This is a genomic window from Neobacillus sp. Soil_C_43, from assembly GCF_057656715.1.
On sequence record NZ_JBDGJV010000002.1, the window covers coordinates 182,446 to 206,551 of the forward strand.

Genomic DNA, 24,106 nt, shown 5'->3' on the forward strand with positions numbered 1-24,106 from the left:
GGTGTCTTTCATGTTACTAGAATTAAACGACGTATCCCTTGAATTAAAGAGGGACGGGAAATATGTCAAAATACTTGATCAAATATCCTTTCAGGTTAAAAAGGGAGAAACCGTAGGAATTGTTGGGGAATCAGGCTGCGGAAAAAGTATGACGGCATTGTCGATTATGAAGCTTTTGCCGGAGAAAGCAAAACTAAAGGGCTCCGTTAAGTTTAACAATGAAGAAGTAACAAAATTTTCAAGAAGAGAGATGGAAAAAGTAAGAGGCAATAAAATGTCGATGATTTTTCAGGATCCTTTAACATCGTTAAACCCACTCCATACAGTTGGAAGACAAATCGAAGAAACGCTCGTACTCCACACCAAACTAACGAAACAACAGCGAAAAGAGCGGGTCATTCAGCTATTAAAAGAAGTAGGACTTCCAAGGGCCGAAGAGCTGGCAATGGAATTTCCACATCAGTTATCCGGTGGAATGAGGCAAAGAATTATGATTGCCATCGCCATGGCCTGTAACCCTAGCCTGCTTGTCTGCGATGAACCCACAACGGCATTGGATGTGACGGTTCAAGCACAAATTCTTGAATTGATGAACCACCTAAAGAAAGTTAATGACATGGGCATTATCATGATCACGCATGATTTGGGTGTAGTGGCAGAGGTGTGCGATCGAGTAATCGTAATGTATGCCGGTAAAATAATAGAAGAAGCAGATGTTAAAGAGTTATTTCTTAACCCAAAGCATCCTTACACAAAAGGGCTGTTGGAGTCGATTCCAAAGTTGGGCGTAAGAAAGGAACTTCTTGGTTCCATTCCTGGAATGGTGCCTTCGCCTGATAAAATGCCAAAAGGCTGCCGCTTTTATGACCGATGTAGTTCCGCCATGGATATTTGCAAAGGGGCAGTCCCTCCTATCCAGAGCGTAGGAGAAAATCATGCAACTGCTTGTTGGTTATATGATGAGAAAAGGGGGGAACAAAATGGCACTGCTGGAAGTAAAGGAATTAAAACAGCACTTCACTATTAAAAAAGGCTTTCTTGGTGAAAAGAAAACAGTAAAAGCGGTTGATGGAGTCAGCTTCCAAATCGAACAAGGAGAAACCTTAGGGATTGTTGGGGAATCGGGATGTGGTAAGTCCAGCCTTGGTCGAACAATTCTTCAGTTACTAAAACCGACCTCTGGAGAAATTATTTTCGGTGGACGGAACATTACTCATCTTCCCAGAAAGGAAATGAAAGCATTACGAAAAGATATGCAAATTGTCTTTCAAGATCCTTATGCCTCACTCAATCCACGAAGTACCGTTCGGACTATTCTTGAGACGCCGTTAATTGTCCATGGGAAGAGGAACAGGCAAGAGCGGACGAACATCATTGAGGGTTTGATTGATAAAATAGGTATCCGTAAAGATCAATTGGACAATTATCCACATGAGTTTTCAGGGGGACAACGTCAACGAATTGGAATTGCCCGGGCCCTTACCCTGAGTCCAAAGCTCATCATTGCGGATGAACCCGTATCTGCCTTGGATGTTAGCGTTCAATCTCAAGTATTGAATCTGATGGTTGACCTGCAAAAGGAACTCAATCTTAGTTATATGTTTATTTCTCATGACTTATCTGTGGTACAACACATTTCCGACCGAGTGGCCGTGATGTATTTAGGTAAGATTGTGGAAATCGCAGAGGTAGATGAGCTATACAGGAACCCACTACACCCCTATACCAAGGCTCTCTTAACAGCTGTTCCGCTTCCCGACCCTACTCAAAAAAGAGAGAGAATTATTTTACAGGGAGATTTGCCGAGTCCAATCAATCCTCCGAGCGGCTGTCCATTCCATACTCGTTGTCCAGTTGCTACACCTGAATGTAAAGTGGAAGTTCCTGAACTAAGGGAAAAAGCAATGGGGCATTTGGCAGCTTGTATCCATGTGCATCCAGGACAGAGTGAGAAAAAACAGTCTATTATTTCATAACCCTAAGGGAGGCGACATAGGTGGATGCACTCCGCTATATAGTAAAAAGAATATTACTGATGATTCCAATCCTGATTGGTATAAGCTTGTTGACTTTCTTTATCTCTAATACGATACCTGGTGATCCGGCTAGATTGGCTGCAGGGCCTTATGCTGATGCAAAAGTAATTGATGAGCTTCGTGAAAAAATGGGGTTGAATGATCCTATTTATGTTCAGTACGGACACTACATGAAAGACCTGCTGAGTGGGGAATTGGGGAACAGTAACTACTCACACCAGCCTGTAATGAAGGATATTAAACAATATTTCCCGGCTACTCTTGAGTTAACTCTTTTCTCGATGTTTATTACTATTCTGATTGGTATCCCACTGGGTGTGATTAGCGCGAGTAAAAAGGATAAGCTGGCAGATCAATTTGCCCGGGTGATGGCATTAGTGGGAGTGGCCATGCCTGCCTTCTGGTTAGGTATCATTTTTCTACTATTCTTCTATCTGCAGCTTGGCGTTCTTCCTGGTTCCGGCCGGTTAGATACAGGGTTGGCACCGCCGGAAACGATCACTGGAATGTACACGATAGATGCATTAATAACAGGAAATTGGACGGTATTCTCTTCTGCACTGATTCATTTAATCCTTCCGGGTATCACCCAAGCAGCGGTTACCATTGGAATGCTAACCAGAATGACAAGATCTTCCATGCTTGAAGTGTTAAAAAGCGATTATATTCGGACCGCCTTTGCCAAGGGAGGATCGGAGAAACGAGTCCTTTACGGCCATGCACTTCGGAATGGGATGATGCCAATCATGACACTTCTTGGAATGACATTTGGACATTCTTTAGGAGGAAGTGTACTGGTGGAGTCCGTCTTTTCATGGCCGGGTCTCGGTAAATATGCAGTTAATGCCATTACTTATCTAGACTTTCCTGCGGTTATGGCCGTGACCATCTTAATCGCAGTTCTCTTTATTATCGTCAACTTAATTATTGATATTCTCTACCAAGTGGTCGACCCTCGACTCAATTACGATTAAAGGAGGCAACGCATATGGTTAGACGGGTTTTACTTAGCCCTTTAACAATGCTTGGACTTTTCCTTGTGGCAGCCATTATAATTCTTGCGATTTTTGCACCATGGATTGCTCCAAAAGACCCACTGGAAGTAAACCTCGGTCAAAAATTGCTCCCTCCAAGCTCGGAGCATTGGTTTGGGACGGATGAAGTGGGGAGGGATATTTTAAGCAGAATTATTTTTGGGACCCGAATTTCACTGAAGATTGGTTTACTCGTAGTTGTCATTGCTTTCCCAATTGGAACAGTACTGGGTGCGATTGCCGGCTATGTTGGAGGAATGGTGGACCAGGTGATTATGCGGATTACTGATATTTTCCTTTCATTCCCTGGCATTATTTTATCGATGTCCATTGCAGCGGCTCTCGGACCGTCAATTGAAAACGTACTCTTAGCTTTGGCAATCACCTGGTGGCCTTGGTATACAAGGATTGTCCGTTCATCTGTTTTATCAATTAAGAGTTCTGAATTCGTAGAATCTGCTCGGGCCATTGGGGCCAATCCAATTCGGATCCTATTCAAGGATATCATCCCTAATTCAATAGCCCCTGCAAGTATTCAGGCAAGTCTTGATCTTGGATTCGTTATTTTAGCGGCGGCGGGCTTGAGTTTTATTGGTCTTGGGGCTCAACCGCCTTCACCAGAATGGGGAGCGATGCTTTCTTCTAGCAGGGAGATTCTCCGAGACGCTTGGTGGGCAGCCACATTCCCTGGGTTAGCAATCCTGTTAACAGTCCTTGGATTCAACCTTTTAGGTGACGGGTTAAGAGATTTGCTCGATCCTAAAAACAGGTAAGTTTAAAGCCATTGAAGGGGGTGATTTTTACACCTGATTTCAATAATTAGTGAAAAATTACCGTAATATCAAAATTGGGGGGAAACAAATGACAAAGAATAGGTTCTTATTAAAAGTGGTCACACTTGGCCTTATCCTTTTGCTTGCGTTAACTGGCTGCAATAAGTACAACCAGGAGACAACAACAAAAGAAACAGAAAAAGGGAGTACAGAAACCCCTGCAAAATCACAAGGTTCTGGAAACCCTGATGTCTTTAACTTTGCTACCAACCAAGATATTCCTCACCTTGACCCGCATGGCACAGCAGCCAATACTTCTTTTCGTGTAACATACATGCTTTATGACCGTCTAGTTACGTACGATGGAACCGACACCGAAGTCAAACCACAATTAGCCGAGAAATGGGATATTTCTGATGACGGCTTAACGTATACCTTCTATTTAAATAAAGAAGCAAAATTCCATGATGGAACACCAGTCACAGCCGAAGCGGTTAAATATTCCTTTACACGTGCGATGGAAGTAGGTAAATCAGCCGCTGGACAGTTTGATGGAGTCATCAATAAAGACAGCTTTGAAATTGTGGACGACCATACGATTAAAATCAAATTAGATAAACCATTTGCTCCATTCATTAAGACACTAGGAACGGTTTATGCCAATATCGTCAACCCTAAGCTGGCCGAGCATAATGGGGATGACCTTGGACAAACGTACTTAGCGGACAAAGACATGGGTTCAGGACCGTTTGTTCTTGATAGCTGGAACCGTGGTCAAGTTCTTGTCCTGAAGGCAAATGATAGTTATTGGGGCGAAGCTCCTAAGTTAAAGACAGTCAACATCAAAATTGTCAACGAACCTTCAACTGCCCGTTTAATGCTAGAGAAAGGTGAAATTGACCAGATTGACGATACGATGCTTTCTCCAGATGTCATGAAACAAATGGAAGGCACAGATGGTATTGAAATTGTAAAATCTCCAGGTTATCAAATTGATGACATTGCCATTAATATGGAGAAAAAGCCACTTGATAATGTAAAGGTTCGTCAAGCATTAGCGCATGCGGTCAACTATGATTCAGTTAATAACGATATCCTTTTAGGTGCAGGTAAGCGAATTGGTGGAATTATTCCAGAGGGGATGTTCGGATATAATCCGGATCAAACGATGTATGATTTTGATCTTGAAAAAGCAAAAGCATTATTGAAAGAAGCAGGCTTAGAAAAAGGATTCGATCTTGAAATCCTTATCTCTGAGAACAATGAAGTCCGCAAAAACATTGCCGTCATGCTTCAATCTGATTTCAAAAAAATCGGAATTAATCTAAAAATTAAAACATTGGCATGGCCGACATTCCTTGAAACAGTAACGAGTGGTGGGCATCAGTTATCACTTGCTGCCTGGACACCAGACTATGCTGATCCTGATTACAATCTCTGGTACTTTGCTCATTCCTCTAGTAAAGGTCCTGGCTTTAACTTAGCTTACTATGATAACAAAAAAGTGGACGATTTACTTGTAGAAGGTAGAAAAACAGTGGATGAAGGACGTCGTGAGGAAATCTATAAAGAAGTCCAAAAGATTATGTCTGAAGAAGTCCCTTATATTTTCCCGGCTCAGCGACTTGTGCAAGCGGCAAAGAGAACATGGGTTAAAGGATATGAGATTAACCCAATGAACACTTGGTATGTGCCTTTCCAGAAAATGACGAAGGAATAACATTTAGTAGAGCGACCGTTGATTTTTCCTAGAGCGGTCGCTCTATTCAATCGAGGTATGAGGAGGATAAGAATGTGGGAATTTGGGAACCTTCAGGCTGCTAGGGGAGAAAAAGTAAAAGGATATCTTGAGTTTTCAATAATAGAAGAAAAATTGGCTGCTTTTCTAATTAATGGGAAGACAGAAGGACCAACAGTACTTATTCTTGGAGGAATACACGGCTGTGAATATACATCAATTGATGCGGCCTTAGAGTTAGCACGAGGACTTGAAGCAAAGGATGTCAAAGGGAAGGTGGCCATTATTCCAATAGTGAATCCAGAGGCTTTTTATGCTAGAAGTATCTATGTTCACCCGAAAGACCAAAAGAATCTTAACAGGGTTTTTCCTGGAAAATCAGATGGTACTGCGTCAGAAAGATTAGCGTATTGCCTGAATGAAACCGCAATCGGGTCTGTTGATTACGTAATTGACCTTCATGGCGGCGATATGATTGAAGCACTCGTTCCCTTTACCATCTACCAAGTAACCGAGGATCGAAATCTGACAGAGCAATCTAGATTGCTAGCTTCTCTGTTTGGTATTGAGTATGTGGTTGGCTCAACTGGTCAAGTTGGCGGTTCTACCTATAGCTCGGCTGCTTATCAAGGAAAAGTGGCGATCATTGCTGAGGCAGGCCAGCAGGGGATATTAGATCGTAACCAATCCTACCTTCTTCAAGAAGGAACGAAAAATGCTCTTCGCTCAATAGGCGTAATGGAAGGCGAAGTAACCAATAGTTCAACCAGGCAATTAAACACGTTTGATTGGTCGTTTGCCGACTTTACAGGCTTGTGGTATCCAAATGTAGAAATCGGTCAGCAGGTAGAGGAAGGGGAATGTATCGGCAGAATTGCCGATGAATTTGGAGAAACGCTCAAGGAGTACTACGCGGGAACGTCTGGAGTGGTCCTGTTTTTAGTGACATCCCTTGCCATTAATGTCAAAGACCCATTGCTGGCGATCGGTGATTAAGATGAAAAAGTGGTATGAGCTATCCATTTTGGAAGTGGCAGATTTATATCGAAAACTAGAATTGTCCCCAGTGGAAATGGTTCGGAACATCTTTGATCGGTATCAAAAGCTGGAGCCAGCACTTAATAGTTTTATTACCGTACTTGAAACAGAGTCGATGGCTGAGGCAGAAAAGGCTGAAAAAATATTTTTACAAAAAAAGGAAGTTCATATCCTTTGCGGCATTCCCTTTAGTGTAAAGGATCTTTTTGATACAGAGGGAATAAGGACCACGTGCGGCTCAATTATATTAAAGAATCATATTCCAAAAACTACTGCACCATTGGTAAAACATCTCCAAAGCTTTGGGGCCATTCTCCTTGGGAAAACAAATATGCTTGAGTTTGCTTATGGCATTGTGAACCCTGAGTATGGTCAAACCAATAACCCTTATGATGTAACAAAAACGGCGGGTGGTTCAAGCGGCGGTTCAGCCGCTTCTGTAGCTGCGGGTCTCGGTTACTTTTCACTAGGTTCCGATACAGGCGGCTCGATTCGAATACCGGCAGCCTATTGCGGGATAGCTGGATTGAAACCAACCTACGGATTGCTTTCCCTTGAAGGGGTATTTCCGTTATCACCCTCCCTCGATCATGCTGGGCCATTAGCGAAAAGTGCAGAAGACTTACTAGTGGTTATGGATGCGCTTGTTCCAAATCTTCATGCGCAACATGAAAGAGAAGTGGTCGTGGTTGGCATTCTCTCATCTAAAGAAATGATGGGTGTTGAGGACGATGTGTTAGCTGTTTATACAGAGGTGTTAACACAGTTGGAAAACCTCAACTGGCGTGTGAAGGAAATTGACCTTACGTATTTTCATAGAACAGAAGAAATCGTGATGAATGTTCTTCTACCAGAAGCGGCGTTGATTCATGAGAAATGGCACTCAAGAAAGGTGGACTATGCACCGCTGACATTCAAACAAATAGAAACGGGGTTAAGTCACTTTTCTCTTAATTACTTAAAAGCAAAACAAGAGGTAACCTATGCTCAGAATGATATTAATCAAGTGTTAGAGGGAGTGGACCTCTTAGTGATGCCTACCGTTCCTTATCCGGCACCAGCAGAAGACCCTGCTCTTGAAGAAGACAATGAAATGAAATTTACCGGGATTTTTAATGTTTCAGGACATCCGGCTGTGACCATTCAAGCTGGTTTTTCAAAGGAAGGTCTGCCGATTGGCATTCAATTAGTGGGTAGACTCGGTGACGATAAAGGTCTTCTAAAAAAAGCTATAAAAATAGAAGCACTGTTAAAGAAAGGAAACAAGACAAATGTCTAAGATTTTAAACTACTTAAGAGAACAACATTTCTCCATTACGGAAACATTACTAAAGCTGACAAAAGCAGAGTCTCCTTCCCATACAAAAGCCTTGGTAGACCAATGCGGAAACGTGTTAAGGGCTGAATTCGAACAATTGATTGGCGGCTCAATTGAGGTAATAGAAAAAGCAGAGGTCGGCAATCAATATAAATTTACATATGGGACAGAAGAAGAGCAGGACCAGATCCTGGTCATCGGCCATATGGATACGGTTTGGGATCAAGGAGCACTAAAAATTAGACAGGAAGGTAACATCCTCTATGGTCCCGGTGTTTTTGATATGAAGGGCGGGCTAACAATTACACTTTGGGCTCTTAAAGCATTAAAAGAGACAGGTGCTGACTTGAAGCGGAATGTAACCTTCCTTGTCACAACAGATGAAGAAATCGGAAGTGAGTATTCCAGGGAAATCATTATGGAAGAAGCGAAGAAAAGCTCTGTCGTGTTTGTACCAGAATCAAGTATCGGTCCCCATGGAGCGGTGAAAACTGAGCGAAAAGGAGCAGGACAATTCCTGTTAGAGATTGAGGGAATCTCTGCCCATGCCGGTATCAATGCTTGGGATGGGGCAAGTGCCATTGAAGAACTAACCCATCAAATTCTTGATTTGAAGAAATTAGCCAACAGAGACGAAGGAATATCCATCAATGTTGGAGTGATTAAAGGCGGTACTCGTTGTAATGTCATTGCAAAAGAAGCAACAGCAGAAATCGACGTCCGGATTACCAAAAGATCACAGGCTGAACCACTGACGGAAAGACTCCTCAACCGTCCTACTTTTGTTGAAGGTACCAAGACAAAGGTAATGGGAAAAATAGAGCGGTATCCTCTTGAACGTACAGATGCGGTTATCCAATTATACGAAGATTTGAAACAAATCGCAGCCTCCCATGGATATGACTTAAGGGAAGGTTCCTCTGGTGGAGCGAGTGATGGAAACTTTACGGCAGGACTTGGAATTCCAACCATTGATGGACTTGGACCGGTTGGAGAGGGAGCTCACTCAGAAAATGAGCATGTAGATTTAGCTAATCTCCCTTATAGGGCCGCCTTATTAGCGGAAATTATTTATAAATACGCGAACAAATAGGAAGGGTGAATGAAATGTACATGATGGATTTAACGGCCACAAAGTATAAAGAGGTTAGAAAAAAGGTGGATACCGTCCTGTTACCCATCGGTATGATTGAGATGCATGGGCCGCATTGTTCGTTGGGGACGGATGTATGGATTCCACGTGAATTTGTCCGCCGCCTCGACCGTGTCATCGGAGACCGTGTCATCATGGCTCCAGAGGTTGCCTATGGACATTCATGGGGACTTGCCCCATTTGAAGGTACAATTGACGTCTCAGCTGAAGCCTTTTCGCAATATGTCTATGAAATTGGAAAAGAGTTTTATAGAAATGGCTTTAAACAGATTATTCTTTTTAACGGTCATGGGGGGAACATTCCCAGTTTAACGACTGTTGCTGAAAAATTAGCAGATTTAGGTATGAGGGTTTTGACCATTAATTGGTGGGTCGATTACCGTGAACAAATTCTAGAGATTACCAACGGTCCAGGTCACGGTGGGGAGGATGAAACCTCTTTGATTCTAGCGATTGATGAGAAGTTGGCGGATCCTACACTCGCGGGGAATCATCAAATAAAGCTGAATCCAAAAATCAAGGTTGCTAATGGAGGCAAACAGTTGTTTAAGGATGGCTACCTCGGAAACGCAGGAGCTGCAACAGCAGAAAAAGGCGAACGCTTATATCAAATGATGCTTGAGCTTGTGCTAGCAGACATTAATGAATTATGGAGGGTTTCGTATGAATCAATTAACTAAAGAAGGACAACAGTTGTTAAGATGGACGGATGCCCCAATTGGTGAAAAGATTGTGGATATCGTTGTGAGCTTAAATGAACAAGCACAAAAGCTTTATTCTACGGAAGTAGCAACCGCCAGCTATAGTGAGGTAAAACCTTCGTTGGCGACATTTGACGAAATCGGAAGAGCCATCGATGAGGTAGAGCCGGCCCTCCAACCAATTGTAGGGCATGAAGGTGAGTATCTACGGTCCATGGTGAATGCTTTCCGCTATTTTGCCCGGAGTCTTCAAGGTGACCAGGTTCCATACGGAGAATTAATTGCGAACATCCAGGAACTGCCTTCCGTCTTGATTACAGACGCCCAGCTTGAACATGCGAAAGAGTTGGTGGATAAAGGGTTAACAGATCTCGGCTACAAAGGAAACTTAATAGAAAAAGCAGGTGCATGGCGTACCGATACCCTGATTAATCCTGAAGAGGTCACAACTGTTGCAGAAAACTTCCGTGAAAACAGTAAACAAGGGACATTACAAAAAGTGATTGGCCTTCCGGAAGAGGATGGGATTGATTGGATCAGACCCATTCGTGGCGTGTTCTGGAGTGGGTATTCTAAATATACCGGTAATTTCCGCGGAAACTTAACGTTTAATATTGATCGTCCGTGGACAGAGCCCATACTTGCCCAAATCATGACGCATGAAGGATATCCTGGGCATCAAGCATTTTATTGCAGGTGGGATTACTTATTTTTACAGGGGAAACTTCCACTAGAAGCCTCCTATTACCTTATTAATAGTCCGACAAATGCTTTATTTGAAGGTGGTCCGGAAACGGCATTAAGTTTTCTAGGATGGGATGATGTGAACGAGGAGACACCCAATGTTTCCGATAAGCAAAAAGAACAATATTTGTTAGCAAGAAATTATTTAGACTACCAACGGATGTTCACGACGAACGCCTGCTATATGTATAACCTTGGTCATGTATCCAAGGAGGAAGCGGTTCATTATATGATCAACCGCGGCGGGATTACAGAAATTGAAGCCAATAATGCGTTCCGTTTCTTCTCAGACCCTGTACAGAAAACATACTTCCCTTGCTATTTCTACGGCCGGTGGATGGTGGGGAATGCCTATAAAGAAACACCAAAAGAAAAACGTAAGGAGTATTTCTCCATTCTTTACGATACTCCTCACACTACGAATACGTTTATTAAGGCAATCAGTGAGCTAAATGGAAAACCTTTTAATGCTTTTGATACTCTAAATCAATAAATGGGTGATTATGAAGGTGAAGTTCTTTTTATAAGGTCTTCACCTCTATTGGACTTGTAGAAAAAGAGGTAGATGATCATGATTAAATTAGAGTTTTTTGGTCGTGAGGATATTCCTCAGTTGATGGAATGGATAGGAGATAGTCCACAGTTTTTACTGCAATGGTCAGGGCTCAGCATGAAGCATCCTTTAACGGTTGATCAGCTGCTACGTTATAGTGAAAATGCAAATTCTGCAGACTCAGATGTGTTAGCGTTTAAAGTGATACATCTTGAATCTGGGAAAGCAATTGGTCATATTTCGCTTGGCAGTATTAATCGTGAAAATGGTACAGCACGGATGTGTCGTGTGCTAGTTGGTGATAGCACGATGCATGGTAAGGGAATCGGACTATTAATGGTAAAAGAACTATTAAGAATCGCTTTTGAACAAGAAAAGCTTCACAAGGTAAGCCTGGCTGTCTTTGATTTTAATGTGTCCGCTATTAAATTGTATGAAAAAGCGGGATTTACTACGGAAGGAGTTATCCGTGAAGCCTGCAAGATTGGGGAAGATTATTGGAGTTATTATGAAATGAGCATCTTGGAACGTGAATGGCGGGCAAGGGAGTTTTAAATTCTAGGCTGTGTTAAAGAACAGTGTTGATTTTTACACCCTGTTGTTTGGAGCGGAATTCAACAGGAAATTTTAACAGAGTCAAACTCTAAAGAGAATTAGGTGGTGTCAAAAGTGACGGAACAACTTAGTTCAATTGAAAAGGAAATACTACAGGAAATTGATGCGAACAAACTAATTGAATTTAATAAGGAAATGGCTAAAGAGGTTCGGTTATCGGGTTCTGAAGAAGAACTTAGAGCGTTTCAATATGCCAAAAAAACGTTAGAAAGCTTTGGTTTGGATACAAAATTGTCATTTCACGATGCCTATATCTCTCTGCCGAAAGAGGCGCAGCTAATTGCCGGTGATCTCGATATCCCTTGTATCACACACGCAATGGCACCGAGTACACCAAAAGAAGGAATAGTGGGAAAACCAGTTTATCTAGGGGAATTTTCCAATGATACTCATTCAGTAGAAAAAGCAAGCATTCCAATTGTTGAAGGTATTGCATCTCCATTTATTTTAAAAGAATTAGAAAAAGCCGGTGCTGCTGCTGTTATTTTTATCAATGGTCCTCTAACACACGAAATGATTGTCTCTACGGTTTGGGGGAGTCCATCAGAAACAAACATCGACCAGATGCCGGAGATTCCGGTTATTTCTATCAATGATGCGGATGGATTAAAGTTGCGTCAGTTAATTGAAAGCGGAATGAACCAAGTAGAATTACATACATCCGTTGAAACAAAATGGACACCGATCCCAACGTTAACAGCAGAAATAAAGAGTAGTATTGAGCCTGACCATTTCGTCCTATTCAGTGGCCATATCGATTCCTGGCATTACGGGGCGATGGATAATGGATCCGCAAATGCCACTATGCTCGAGGTGGCGAGAGTTCTTTCTAAATTCCATACACATTTAAAACGGTCCATAAGATTTGCCTTTTGGTCCGGGCATTCTCATGGCAGGTACGCTGGATCCCAGGCCTATGCCGACCAGCATTGGGAAGACATCCATGAAAACTGTGTCATGTATTTTTATATTGATTCCGTTGGGGGAAAGGGAGCTTCCATTCTAAGTGAAAGTAACTGTATGGCTGAAACAAAAGACATTGCTACCCATTATGTCAAACAGGTTGCAGGACAAGAATTTATAGGAAGCCGTTATGGGAAATATGCTGATCAGTCCTTCTGGGGAGCTGGTGTTCCATCATTGTTTATGGGAATGTCAGAACAAGAACTATCCGATGATCCTAAATCACAGAAGGTGTTTAAGGTTTTCCACGGGAAGAAAGCAGGCGGCTTTGGCTGGTGGTGGCATACGGTTGAAGACACGATTGATAAAATTGACCCAGTTGTCTTAAAGCGTGATTGTGAGATTTACGCGCTTTCGATTTTTAAAGTGTTGACCGATTCTATTCTACCAATCAATCAACTGGCAGCAGCAAACGAATTAAAGCAAATCATAGCAGACTATCAGGAAGCTGCTGGAAACCGAATCAGCCTGGATATCACTATGGAGCGCTTAAACAAGCTGGAAAAGGTACTTGAAGAGTTTCAACTTTTAAAAGAAAAGGGAAGTTACACGGTTGAATCTACTAAACAAGTAAATAAACATTTGTTGGCTATATCCCGTTCTCTCATCCCACTAAATTATGTGGGGGTGGATCGCTTTGAGCATGATGCGGCTGCAGGAATGCTGCCGATTCCGATGCTGTCATCCATCTATAAGCTTTCAGAGGTAGAAGAAAATTCACATGAATTCTACTTATTGAGAACCTCGATTAATCGACAAATCAATAAGGTCAATTATTTATTGAAACAAGCGATCTTGGATAGCGAACAACTAATATCTTTAGTGAAGAATAGGAGTGGGGAGCATGTCTGAACTCAATAACAAAGTTGTTATTATAACAGGGGCAAGCAGTGGGATTGGCAGGTCAACAGCGAAAAAACTAGCGCAGGAAGGTGCCAAGGTTGTTTTAGCTGCTAGAAGGGAAGCTCGGTTAGTAGAATTGGCGGAGGAAATCAGATCATTAGGTGGAAGTGCCGTCTATAAAGTGACCGATGTAACCTCTCGAAAAAATGTGGAGGAGTTAGTGTCATTTACTCTTGAAACCTACGGCCAAATTGATGTGCTCTTTAATAACGCAGGTATTATGCCTCTTTCTTATATGAAAAACGGTAGAGTAGAAGAATGGGATCAAATGATTGATGTCAATATTAAAGGAGTACTACATGGTGTGGGTGCGGTCCTCCCACATATGTTGGAAAGAAATAGCGGTCACATCATCACGACGTCTTCGGTAGCCGGTCATGGCATTTTTCCATCAGGGACTGTTTATTGTGCAACAAAGTTTGCAGCAAGGGTCATCATGGAAGGATTAGCAAAAGAATTGGTAAAAACACAAATCAGAACAACGACCATTTCACCCGGAGTCGTTGATACCGAGCTTCCTGACTTAATAGCGGATGCTGAAGTAAGACCTATATTTGAGAATCCCGACCTCCCTTCTATTAAAAGCGAAGACATCGCCAATGCTGTATATTTCGCACTTTCGCAACCACCTTCCGTTGCCGTTAACGAAATCATTATCCGTCCCACCAACCAAGGTTGACAAGTGTCAGGCACCACATAGTGCCTGACACTTGTTTTTGTTATTTTTATTCTTATCGCCCATTTAATGTCTAAAAAACCACCAGAACAATCCCTTTGGTCCTGGTCTTAAAATACGAATATTTAATATAAAACAAGAATACTATTTTGGAAAGATTAAAACGGAAGATAAAGCTATTTAAACCGAAAGAGGGTGGAAATCATGGGATCCATTGGTAATTACTATCGTATTTTAGATGTACCCTATGATGCAACATTTTTTGAGATTAAAGAAGCTTATCGAAAAAAGGTAAAGGAAGTACATCCAGATAAAGTAAAAGGGAATGCTGAACAGTTTAAAAGAGTGAGAGAAGCATATGAAGTTCTTAAAAATGGTGAAAAAAGAAAGAGGTATGACAATTTATTTTTTAATGAAGCACATGACAAAACACTTAATCAAAAACAGGAATCTGCAGCTAAAACGAATCCTAGTATAAAAATCGTAAAGATAAAGAGTAAAACTCGAAAACAGTTTAGTTTATCATCTGTAACCTTAAATGCGTCTCTTATTTTAATTGGAGTTTATCTAAATAAAAAGAGGAAGTAAAATGTTCCTGTGGTGTTCAACCAAAGCAATATCATTGAAAATATTTAATTAATTACTGGAAAAATAAATGGTTTTTGTTCAAACTAAAAGAGACCAAAGAATACATAACATCTAAAGTCAATTCAATTGAAAATAAACGAGAAAAGGTGAGAACATGAGTCAATTATCAGAATTAGTATCCAGTGAACATACTCAAAATGTCGAGGAATTAAAAGATTTACTAAGAATTCCAAGCATTAGCTCTTTATCCGAGCATAAAGAGGATATTCAAAAAGCAGCGTCTTGGATTGCCAAAAAGCTAGAATCCATTGGAATGGAACACGTTGAAATCATCCAGACTAAAGGTCATCCTATTGTGTATGCCGACTGGCTTCATCAAGAAAATGCCCCAACCGTCTTAGTATATGGGCATTACGACGTGCAGCCTGTTGATCCTGTTCATCTATGGGAAACGCCTCCATTTGAACCGACGATTCGTGATCAAAAGATTTATGCAAGAGGGGCAACTGACGACAAGGGCCAAACATTCTTACATATAAAAGCAGTGGAAACATTATTAAAATCAGAAGGTAAATTACCAGTAAACGTTAAATTTTGTATAGAAGGGGAAGAAGAAATCGGAAGTCCTCATCTTCCGCCATTTTTAGCCGAAAACAAAGAGAAATTAGCCTGTGATGTAGTTGTCATTTCTGATTCAGATATGTGGGACAGGGGCGTACCTGCGATTACCTATTCTTTAAGAGGTCTTTGTGCATTAGAATTTTCACTAAAAACCGCTAACTCTGATTTGCATTCCGGCATGTATGGCGGTGGAGTTCAAAATGCCAACCATCTATTGGTAAAGCTTCTTTCTACACTTCATGACGAAAACGGAAAAGTAAAGGTTGAACATTTCTATGATGATGTAGTGGAACTCACCGAATTTGAAAAGGAACAAATTAAAGCATTAGATTTCAATGAAGAGAAGCTAAAACAAACATTAGGGTTAACGGAATTAACGGGAGGAGAAAAGAACGATTTTCCTTATTCTGAAAGAATTAATTCACGTCCAACATTAGAAATAAATGGGTTATGGGGAGGATTTCAGGGAGAAGGGACAAAAACAGTCATCCCGAACGAGGCCCATGCGAAAATTACCTGCCGTCTTGTCCATAATCAAAACCCGGTAAAAATTCAGGGATTAATTAAAAAGCACCTGGAAGAACATGCACCAAAAGGATGCACGGTGAATGTGACCTTGCAAGATACGGGTAATCCATTTTTAACGCCGATTGATAGTCCGATGATTCAAAAAGCGGCAGCAGCATATGAAACCGTATATGGGAAAGCGCCTGTTTACAAAAGAGAAGGTGGTTCGATTCCAATTGTATCGGATTTCAGTCATTCCCTACATGCGCCTGTTGTCTTAATGGGATTTGGTTTGCCAGACGAAAATCTTCATGCACCAAACGAACACTTTAACCTAGAAAACTTTGATAAAGGAATCTTAACTATTTGTTCCTTTTTAGGTCTTCTTAATAAGTAAAATAGTGCCGGTCACTACTAGAAGAATCGTTCACCAAATCTATAAAATCTTAAAACGATCATTAGTAAAAAAGAAATAATTGAATTACAATGACACCATTGTATGTACTAGAATATGGAGGAAAACAATGAAATTTCCAAATGATGCTGATGGACAGGCATTGCAAAGTCTATTTAAAGATGGAGTGAATTTTAAGAAACCCCAATCTGTCGAATTTTTTGTAGCGGTACCGGATCAAGCCACCGGTGAAAAATTATCGCAAGTACTTAAAGGAGAAGGCTACAATTGTTTCTTAGAACAAGATGACGAAACGGATGAGTGGGCATGTAGTTGTTCTCAAAGAATGGTATTAAATTATAATCAAATAATTAAGATCCAGAAGGAATTAGACGATTTAAGTAAACCATATGGTGGTTATTCCGATGGTTGGGGCGTTTTTGTTGATTAGAGAGCAGTGATGCATTCTAGTGACACTATCTTATGAAAAAACGGAAGGCTAAACTTCTCAATGAAATTTTAGTGGCAATTAGCATTATAGAATGAAATGTAAAAACCCCCTTATGTTTCCAAATTATGAGGGGGTTATAACTAATTTGAAAAAATTGTTTTTATTAAAAATTATGAAAGCACTTCTGCTGCAATTAGTCTATAAGATTCCATGCGGTCCTTCGGAGAGTGAGTAATCGTCACCAACATGATTTCATCCGTCTTAAATTCAGCTTGTAACTGATAAAGTTTCTTACCGACCTCTTGCGGATTGCCCACAATCATATTTTGTTTCATTTGCACTAATTTTTCTCTTTCTTTTTCATTAAGTTCATAATTCTTAGCTTCTTCCATAGAAGGAACATATTTGCCTTCACCTTTATCTTTTTGAATGGCCCAAATAAGTGAACTCAACGCAATCTCTTCTGCTTTTTCCGTAGTTTCTGCACAAATCGCGGAAACTGTTAACAATACTTGAGGAAATGGACCGTGTTTCTTTGGTTCAAATGCATCTAAATATTGTTCAATGATAGCGGCTCCGTTATTTTCGCTCATAAACTGACCAAATGCATAAGCCAAACCATTTTTAGCTGCAAGTAAAGCACTTTTTTTACTTGTGCCAAGGATCCACGGCATTGGTGGCACTTGTGGCATTGGCGAGGCCGTGATTTTTGAAAACTCATGATCTTCAGGAAAATCATCATGGAGAAAATGAAGCAGTTCTTCCACTAAATTTGGCATTTTCCATACCTGTTGTAAAAAGTTATCTGATAAGGCATTAGTGGCTTCAGCAGAACCGCCGGGTGCACGGCCAATGCCAATATCGATGCGATCCGGAAATAATGTAGCCAGCATATTGTAAACTTCTGCCACTTTATAGGGTTTATAATGCGGCAATAAGACAGCCCCGGAGCCGATCCGGATCTGTTTTGTATGGACTCCAATATAACTAAGCATCACTTCAGGGGCAGAGCAGGCAAGTCCAGTAAGATCATGATGTTCGGCAATCCAATACCGCGAATACCCTAGCGCTTCACCAGCTTGCGCTAGCTTCACAGATTCATTCAACGCATCACTAGCAGTTTGATCAGAAGAGATGGGTGACTGATCTAATATACTTAATTTCACTAATCTATGCCTTCTTTCTTAATTTTTCACTTCGCGCAATGATAATGTAAAATCTCCAACCTGTTCTTTTTCATATAAGTTTGTAATGGAAGTGGAATATTGCTGAATTTTTCCTCTAAACGCTAAACCTCTTTCAGGAACGTTTACATCAAAGACGCCTTCGTATAACAGTGTCGTAATGTCATGATATTTCTCACTCGTCACTTTGAAAATAATAATAATATTATGTAAACCATCGTCTGTCTCTTCTTTATAATGGTCTACATGAATCGATGTATCATTTAAGATTATTTCTTTTACCATAAAAATCATTCCCTTATGAAGTTTGTATGAAAAATAATAGCATTGATCCAATAGTGGAGCAAATCAAACGGATTATAAAAATCAGTTTCAAGTATTTAGTTAATGTATGTTAAAAAAGAAGAATTTAAAAAACTAAATAAAAATATTATAAATTTTACTGTTGACATTTTTAACTGTAACGATTAAATTTACAGTATATAAACTGTAATTTTTTTTATTACATTTAATAAAGAAGCGATAACTCAGCAGCTTAATAATAACTGTGAGGTTTTATCGCCTAATTTCGGGGTAAATACCCAATAACCAAGTAAGGTATTATACCGTATATTTTCCAACAAATATTAAGGAGAGTGAATAAGGATGGTAACTCTTTATACAACCCCTAGCTGTACATCTTGTCGAAAAGCGAAAGCTTGGCTTGAGGAACACCCAATTGACTATATCGAAAGAAATATTTTAGCTAATCCGCTAACAGTCGATGAGATTAAATCGATTCTTCGCTTAACGGAAGAGGGGACTAGCGAAATTATTTCAACTAATTCAAAAACTTTTCAGGAATTAAATATAGATATTGAATCTCTTTCGCTAAATGAACTCTATACCTTAATAATGGAGAATCCTAAAATGGTACGCCGGCCAATTATTCAGGATGAAAAAAGATTACAGGTGGGCTATAACGAGGACGAAATTCGTAGTTTTCTGCCTCGAAAGGTTCGCACATACTTGTACAACGAATTGCAAAAAGCGGCAAATTAATGGTTTTTTAAAGGAGGAAAAAGGAATGATCGAAGTATTCGTAACTGTTAATTATAAAGAAAAAAATTACAACACCAATGTTATTGTGAAAAAAGATACAGCATGGGAAAACATTCAACGGTTAGCCGAGGAACAAGTCAAAAAACAATGGGATATTTAAATTAGTCACTAACCTTGAAAACCCTAATGTTTGACAAGATAATCTGTAATGTATACTATTACAGTACGTCATTAATATTGAAAAGATGCACACAATAGTATTAAGGTATGTGTCGTTTCATTTCTTAGGAGGCAAGAACATGAATAGTAATTTTACCCTTGCCATTCATAGTTTGACTTATCTTGCGCTACAGCCGGACCGGATGTCAACAAGTGATGCTATTTCAGAAAGTGCCGGCGTCCATCCAGTGCGGATTCGAAAAGTGCTGAGTTTGTTAAAAAAACATGAATTTATTAAATCCAAAGAGGGAACTGGCGGAGGATTTATTTTTGCGCTTGATCTAAATAAAGTGAACCTTTGGGATATATATAAGATTACTTCAGAAGGTGCTCTCCAGCCTAAGTGTCCTGAATCGAATCATGAGTGTATTGTCGGCGCCAATATGCAAAGTGTTTTATGCAGCATTTTCTTAGGTGCGGAAGAACATCTGGGTGAATATTTAAAGGATTATACCATGAAAGAGGTTGTCAATCTCGTTAGTAAGCGGCTTTGACCGCAGATCTCTTTAATTGAAATGTAATAAAAAAAATTACAGATTTATCTAGTGGGTATATCTAATTGGATGAAACTAAGAATAAATAAAGAAGGTGAGACGTATGTTGTCCATTAATACCATCTTACAACCAGGCGATTGGATTAAGGGAGAATCACGGGACGGGGAATTAATCATTGGTTATATAGAATCACTGTCACCTAATATTCCTGAAGGATTAGTAAAAGTAACGGTTGTAACTAGCGACAATAATGAAACGATTGGAAAAACAATCCCAGTTTTAAGCAAACGGGTTAAACGACTACCGGTTTCGAATGTGACAAACAAGGTACAAATAGAATTTCTCATAGACTTGGCCTTATCAACAGGGGATAAGGAATGGTTTAAGGAACTTTCTTCCGAGTTAAACGTAATGAAGCAGCTTGTTAATGAAATGGAATAACACTTCTTTATATAAAATGGGCCAGACAATGGCAGACAATAAAATCATTAAAATAGCGAACAGGGTGAACAGTGCTAGTCACTGTTCGCATTGTTGTCACGCTTGTGGAAAAAGGGTGCGGCATTGTTCTATCTAAATTAGCTCTGACCGAATTGGCTCTAATGCTAGCGGAAGAGCTACATTTTATAACTGTTGGTTTTCTCTGCAATCATTCAGTAAATACTTTATACACGACCTGATCGTATTGAGGTTCAGGGTGTTCAATCTCTTACTTAATGAAGTGCCGTTTCATCAATTGAAGCGGTGCTTTTTTTCGTCCTATGGAATTACTGTCTTATCAGAAACTCCATATTTGTATGAAATGGGACAAAATATCTATGAATATATTTATGACATGCTACTTAGAATGGGGGAGTTAGTATGTCTAAAGTTATAAGTATTATTAACCTTAAAGGGGGTGTGGGAAAGACTACTCTTACCGTTGGCTTGGCTGAGTTTTTAGTTGTTGAAAAAGAGTATAAAGTCTTAGTCATTGATTTGGACCCACAAACAAACTCGACGGTCTCCTTGATAGGAGAAGATGAATGGGCATTGAGGAATAGTTCTAATAGAACATTATTTCATTTATTTAAAGACAAGATAGATGATACCAGCGATTTTGACTTAGAAAGCTCAGTTGTACAAGGATGTTCTAACCTTTATGGAGGATTGTCAAATTTGCATTTATTGCCATCAAGTTTGGACTTCGTTCAAATTCAGGATCGTTTAATTAATATTGGCCAAACTGCATTAATTCGTCCGATTGATGTACTAAAACGGTCTGTAAATGACTACATAAAAAATTATGATTACGTTTTGATTGATTGTCCTCCGAATTTAGGACTTGTCACACAAAATGGATTAAATATAAGTGATTATTACCTAATTCCCACTATTCCTGATCATTTGTCTACTTACGGAATCCCACAAATAATTTCAAGCGTTAATAGTTTTAATAGAAGAACAGAATCAGACGTTCAAGCCCTTGGTATCATCGCTTCCATGTATCGCTCCAACGTAACCAGGCACCAAACTACCTTAATGAAAATGCAAACAAAAGCAGCTGCTGGAGAGTTGCCTAGGCTTTTTGAAACCAGAATTCCTCTTGCTTCCAAAGCGGCTGATGCGACTCATTTTGAAGCAGATGGGATAAATACATTAAAACAAAAATATGGTTCATCAGGGTCCTCTCTATTCGAAGCGTTTTCGCAAATAACTGAGGAGTTTTGTCACTATGTTAGATTATAATGATCCAAATATTAGGAAGCTAATTGCAGAGGTATTTAAAACAATTGCCAAAAAGATTGAAGAAGATGACGAATTCACAAAAAGTATACTCAGCTGTTTAGATGAAAGATCTAATGACATAAAAAATACGAAGAAAAAGAAAAAATCTTCACAGGCCATCTCAAAAAACTACGATATGAATATTTTTGAAATGTATCAAAAGGATGGCCCTCATGGCCTATTAGAATTTCTCGAACCCTTAGATTTGAAAGATTTGAAAAGAATAGTAGTAGAAAATGGTCTAGACCCAGCACAGAAGGTAAGAAGATGGAGATTAAAAGAGAAGATAATCAAACATATAGTGGAAACAATAGGTAAACAGATGTCAAAAGGAGAAGTATTTTTCAAGCAATAGGCAGTTCCGTAAAACTTTCTATTGAGGATTGTGGTGGAAGGATGAAGGTTTAAATACTTAAATTGAAAGGATAATAATATTATGTAAACAATTGTATGAACACTAGATATCGGGGTTATATTAAAACTTCCTGAATTGTAGAAATTCTATTAACTGCTGTAATGGCTGATCTATCATTAAAAGTGCTCGGAAAAATCTTAATATGCATGGTGTGGAGTATAAGGATCAAAAACGCGAAGAAAAAATTCTTTATAAAGAACGTTTTGGAAGGAAAATACCTCTCAATTATTGAATATATATATATTACCTAATGGGGGGATTGAAAAATGACAATTGAATCACCAAAATCAATATTAGCGAATGCTTATTCTTCAGCTCTGAGTTATTCAGCCGAAGTGGTAGAAGATAGTGAGTATTATAATGAATTAGTTGATATGACAACTGAGTTTTTGCAAAGAACTTCAAGATTAAAGGAAATTCTGGAAATGGAAAACAAATCAAAAGCAATGGTGTTATTGAAAGAATTCATGGAAGAAAAATATGTTCATATTTAAAAGAAGCTGAGGTTTATCAGCTTTTTTTATTTTGTTACTACATATTTTATTCCTGCAATAACATAAGTAGTTTAACCATCTGTATTTGGAGTTGTCCATAATATTGTTGTAATGCTTGTGGAATAAGGATGCGGAATTGTTCTGAACGTATTAGCTCTTAGGGCAGCGAAAATCTACATATTTCAAATGTTGGTTTTCTCTGCAATCATGCTTCCAATATTTATACAAGACCGGAACGGATTGCTGGCGAACAGTGACTGTACAGTTCGCCAGCACCCTAAGCTTTAGTTTTCAAAGTAAGCGGCATTCCTTTTTTTACTGTAGCGGTGATAACTTGAGTTTCTGGAGCATTTAGATGGGTGATGCTCTCAAGGTTATCAAGAAAAATAGGATAATTTGCATTTATATTAAGTATTCTAATGATTTCGAGCATACACCTTACTTTTTCACTATTTGAGAGCACTCTGTAAGGCCTGGTCTTATAGGTAATCTTGAAATCTGGACGAAATTCCCCATTTTTTAGCTGCTTAAATAATATAATTCTAGTGTCTGCTAGGTTCTGGTTTATCTGACCTTGATAATTATTGGTCAATTCACCCATCTGATGTTTTATCTGATTTAATTCTTTAGCTAATGAATTTTTCTTTTGTCTAAGTTCAGTTAATCTTATTTCTACTTCGCTTAATTGCTGGACAGCCATATCATTTTTTTCATGGGGAGGATAGCGGTTGTCGAGATCCTTTAACTCTGTTTCTATTATAACTTTTTGTCTCGATAATTCCTGGTAATCTCGCTTTTCAATCTCTAATTTTAATTCCAATGCTCGTATTTCATCATTTAACTTACTTTTTTTCTCCTGGTCAATTAATCGAACAGAATGGAGTTGACTTTCAGGAAGCTTTTGATGACAAGTAGGGCAATATTCTTTAGGGGCTTGATCAGCTGTCTCAAGTTCCTGGAGTTTTTCCTTACAAGTAACCAAATTAGCCTTGTGATTAGCCCCTACTTGAATCAATTTATCAATTTGTGTTTGGATGGAAAAAAGCTCTTCATTCAGCTGTTGTTTCTTTACCAATATATTTTCAGGGAAAGTAATGTCTAAGTTTTGAATAGTAGGAAAAGATTCTAGTTGTTTTTTTAGTACAGCTTTTTGTCCCTCGTAAAAAGTAATAGAAGAACTAACTCTTTTTTGTTGTTTAAGAAGGTTGTTCTTTTCACGTTCATACTCTTCTAAATCCTTTTTATTTGGAATGAGTTTATCAATTAAGAAGGATCTAGCAGTATTCTTTTCTTCTTCAGGAAAAATGTCTGGGAAAAAGCAATAAGTGTAGGATTGGAAATCACCAATCAGGTTTTTTATTCTTTTTTCATCTGCTCCCTCGTTTCCAATGAATACATTTGTGGTTCCTCTTGAATTCATCGTTCTGACTATTATGTATTCCTCATTATTCACTAGTAATTTCACTTGAACCCGCATGGACGTTTTTCCTTCTTGGAGATATTCTTTAACAAAGGATTTATGTCCATGTTTGGTATTACCGTATAGGCAAAAAACGATAGCCTCTCCAATGGAAGATTTCCCAGCATAATTATCTCCAAAAAAATGATTTACTTTTCCAAAAGTAAAGCTCGAACTAGTGTGACACTTAAAATTAGTTAGTTCAATATGAGTAATGAACATAAAA

General features: G+C 39.3%; 26 protein-coding genes. 23 read left to right on the forward strand and 3 right to left on the reverse strand.

Features of this window, described 5'->3' with window-relative positions:
• Positions 1 to 10 precede the first annotated feature (10 nt).
• The 16 genes from AC3A54_RS05585 to AC3A54_RS05660 all read left to right on the forward strand — a co-directional run bounded on the left by AC3A54_RS05585 (position 11) and on the right by AC3A54_RS05660 (position 16,806).
• A complete protein-coding gene (locus tag AC3A54_RS05585; protein WP_487653660.1) occupies positions 11 to 1,027 on the forward strand; it encodes an ABC transporter ATP-binding protein in 1,017 nt (338 codons plus the stop codon).
• Positions 981 to 1,976 carry an ABC transporter ATP-binding protein gene (locus AC3A54_RS05590; RefSeq protein ID WP_487653661.1) on the forward strand — a complete coding sequence of 332 codons (996 nt, stop codon included), beginning with the start codon at positions 981 to 983 and terminating at the stop codon, positions 1,974 to 1,976. Before AC3A54_RS05585 ends, AC3A54_RS05590 begins: the two co-directional genes overlap by 47 nt.
• Positions 1,977 to 1,996: 20 nt before the next feature.
• Entirely contained in the window at positions 1,997 to 3,010 is a 1,014-nt protein-coding gene (locus AC3A54_RS05595; RefSeq protein ID WP_487653662.1) for an ABC transporter permease, read from the forward strand.
• Between the two features lie 14 nt (positions 3,011 to 3,024).
• Entirely contained in the window at positions 3,025 to 3,843 is an 819-nt protein-coding gene (gene nikC / locus AC3A54_RS05600; RefSeq protein WP_487653663.1) for a nickel transporter permease, read from the forward strand.
• Positions 3,844 to 3,931: 88 nt separating this feature from the next.
• Positions 3,932 to 5,563, forward strand: a complete 1,632-nt coding sequence (locus tag AC3A54_RS05605; RefSeq protein ID WP_487653664.1) for an ABC transporter substrate-binding protein — start codon at positions 3,932 to 3,934, stop codon at positions 5,561 to 5,563.
• A gap of 72 nt (positions 5,564 to 5,635) precedes the next feature.
• Positions 5,636 to 6,577, forward strand: coding sequence for a M14 family metallopeptidase (locus tag AC3A54_RS05610; protein WP_487653665.1), 942 nt, complete (start codon positions 5,636 to 5,638; stop codon positions 6,575 to 6,577).
• A gap of 1 nt (position 6,578) precedes the next feature.
• On the forward strand, positions 6,579 to 7,898 hold the full coding sequence (locus AC3A54_RS05615; RefSeq protein WP_487653666.1) for an amidase: 1,320 nt from the start codon (positions 6,579 to 6,581) through the stop codon (positions 7,896 to 7,898).
• Positions 7,891 to 9,030: a M20 family metallopeptidase gene (locus tag AC3A54_RS05620; RefSeq protein WP_487653667.1), complete on the forward strand. Its 1,140-nt coding sequence runs from the start codon at positions 7,891 to 7,893 to the stop codon at positions 9,028 to 9,030. The genes AC3A54_RS05615 and AC3A54_RS05620 overlap by 8 nt, the downstream gene beginning before the upstream one ends.
• A gap of 14 nt (positions 9,031 to 9,044) precedes the next feature.
• The gene (locus tag AC3A54_RS05625) at positions 9,045 to 9,770 is read left to right on the forward strand and encodes a creatininase family protein (RefSeq protein WP_487653668.1); all 726 of its coding nucleotides are present in this window, start codon (positions 9,045 to 9,047) and stop codon (positions 9,768 to 9,770) included.
• The gene (locus AC3A54_RS05630; RefSeq protein WP_487653669.1) at positions 9,754 to 11,028 is read left to right on the forward strand and encodes a hypothetical protein; all 1,275 of its coding nucleotides are present in this window, start codon (positions 9,754 to 9,756) and stop codon (positions 11,026 to 11,028) included. The genes AC3A54_RS05625 and AC3A54_RS05630 overlap by 17 nt, the downstream gene beginning before the upstream one ends.
• A 78-nt stretch (positions 11,029 to 11,106) precedes the next feature.
• Positions 11,107 to 11,643 carry a GNAT family N-acetyltransferase gene (locus tag AC3A54_RS05635; RefSeq protein ID WP_487653670.1) on the forward strand — a complete coding sequence of 179 codons (537 nt, stop codon included), beginning with the start codon at positions 11,107 to 11,109 and terminating at the stop codon, positions 11,641 to 11,643.
• Positions 11,644 to 11,757: 114 nt separating this feature from the next.
• Positions 11,758 to 13,518 carry a M28 family peptidase gene (locus AC3A54_RS05640; RefSeq protein ID WP_487653671.1) on the forward strand — a complete coding sequence of 587 codons (1,761 nt, stop codon included), beginning with the start codon at positions 11,758 to 11,760 and terminating at the stop codon, positions 13,516 to 13,518.
• The gene (locus AC3A54_RS05645) at positions 13,511 to 14,248 is read left to right on the forward strand and encodes an SDR family oxidoreductase (RefSeq protein ID WP_487653672.1); all 738 of its coding nucleotides are present in this window, start codon (positions 13,511 to 13,513) and stop codon (positions 14,246 to 14,248) included. The genes AC3A54_RS05640 and AC3A54_RS05645 overlap by 8 nt, the downstream gene beginning before the upstream one ends.
• 201 nt (positions 14,249 to 14,449) lie before the next feature.
• Positions 14,450 to 14,833 carry a J domain-containing protein gene (locus tag AC3A54_RS05650; protein ID WP_487653673.1) on the forward strand — a complete coding sequence of 128 codons (384 nt, stop codon included), beginning with the start codon at positions 14,450 to 14,452 and terminating at the stop codon, positions 14,831 to 14,833.
• A gap of 154 nt (positions 14,834 to 14,987) precedes the next feature.
• Positions 14,988 to 16,358 (forward strand): dipeptidase, encoded by a 1,371-nt coding sequence (locus tag AC3A54_RS05655; RefSeq protein WP_487653674.1) that lies wholly within the window; start codon positions 14,988 to 14,990, stop codon positions 16,356 to 16,358.
• A gap of 127 nt (positions 16,359 to 16,485) precedes the next feature.
• Positions 16,486 to 16,806, forward strand: a complete 321-nt coding sequence (locus AC3A54_RS05660; RefSeq protein WP_487653675.1) for a ribonuclease E inhibitor RraB — start codon at positions 16,486 to 16,488, stop codon at positions 16,804 to 16,806.
• A 170-nt stretch (positions 16,807 to 16,976) separates the two neighbouring features.
• Here the strand turns inward: AC3A54_RS05660 and AC3A54_RS05665 are convergent, their stop codons facing one another.
• Positions 16,977 to 17,972 carry an LLM class flavin-dependent oxidoreductase gene (locus AC3A54_RS05665; protein WP_487653676.1) on the reverse strand — a complete coding sequence of 332 codons (996 nt, stop codon included), beginning with the start codon at positions 17,970 to 17,972 and terminating at the stop codon, positions 16,977 to 16,979.
• Positions 17,973 to 17,990: 18 nt separating this feature from the next.
• Positions 17,991 to 18,275, reverse strand: coding sequence for a DUF3219 family protein (locus AC3A54_RS05670; protein ID WP_487653677.1), 285 nt, complete (start codon positions 18,273 to 18,275; stop codon positions 17,991 to 17,993).
• Positions 18,276 to 18,635: 360 nt separating this feature from the next.
• Here AC3A54_RS05670 and spxA point away from each other — a divergent pair, with 360 nt between their 5' ends.
• The 7 genes from spxA to AC3A54_RS05705 all read left to right on the forward strand — a co-directional run bounded on the left by spxA (position 18,636) and on the right by AC3A54_RS05705 (position 22,421).
• On the forward strand, positions 18,636 to 19,031 hold the full coding sequence (spxA, locus tag AC3A54_RS05675) for a transcriptional regulator SpxA (protein WP_487653678.1): 396 nt from the start codon (positions 18,636 to 18,638) through the stop codon (positions 19,029 to 19,031).
• 25 nt (positions 19,032 to 19,056) lie between these two features.
• Positions 19,057 to 19,191 (forward strand): BA3454 family stress response protein, encoded by a 135-nt coding sequence (locus AC3A54_RS05680; RefSeq protein WP_308079419.1) that lies wholly within the window; start codon positions 19,057 to 19,059, stop codon positions 19,189 to 19,191.
• Positions 19,192 to 19,330: 139 nt separating this feature from the next.
• Positions 19,331 to 19,744, forward strand: a complete 414-nt coding sequence (locus AC3A54_RS05685; RefSeq protein WP_487653679.1) for an RrF2 family transcriptional regulator — start codon at positions 19,331 to 19,333, stop codon at positions 19,742 to 19,744.
• A gap of 103 nt (positions 19,745 to 19,847) precedes the next feature.
• Positions 19,848 to 20,186: an IDEAL domain-containing protein gene (locus AC3A54_RS05690; RefSeq protein WP_487653680.1), complete on the forward strand. Its 339-nt coding sequence runs from the start codon at positions 19,848 to 19,850 to the stop codon at positions 20,184 to 20,186.
• Positions 20,187 to 20,606: 420 nt separating this feature from the next.
• Entirely contained in the window at positions 20,607 to 21,473 is an 867-nt protein-coding gene (locus AC3A54_RS05695) for a ParA family protein (RefSeq protein WP_487653681.1), read from the forward strand.
• Entirely contained in the window at positions 21,460 to 21,867 is a 408-nt protein-coding gene (locus AC3A54_RS05700; protein ID WP_487653682.1) for a hypothetical protein, read from the forward strand. The genes AC3A54_RS05695 and AC3A54_RS05700 overlap by 14 nt, the downstream gene beginning before the upstream one ends.
• Positions 21,868 to 22,193: 326 nt before the next feature.
• Entirely contained in the window at positions 22,194 to 22,421 is a 228-nt protein-coding gene (locus AC3A54_RS05705; protein ID WP_487653683.1) for a hypothetical protein, read from the forward strand.
• Between the two features lie 277 nt (positions 22,422 to 22,698).
• Here the strand turns inward: AC3A54_RS05705 and AC3A54_RS05710 are convergent, their stop codons facing one another.
• Complete coding sequence (locus tag AC3A54_RS05710) at positions 22,699 to 24,102, reverse strand: AAA family ATPase (RefSeq protein ID WP_487653684.1); 1,404 nt, start codon at positions 24,100 to 24,102, stop codon at positions 22,699 to 22,701.
• Positions 24,103 to 24,106: the final 4 nt, after the last annotated feature.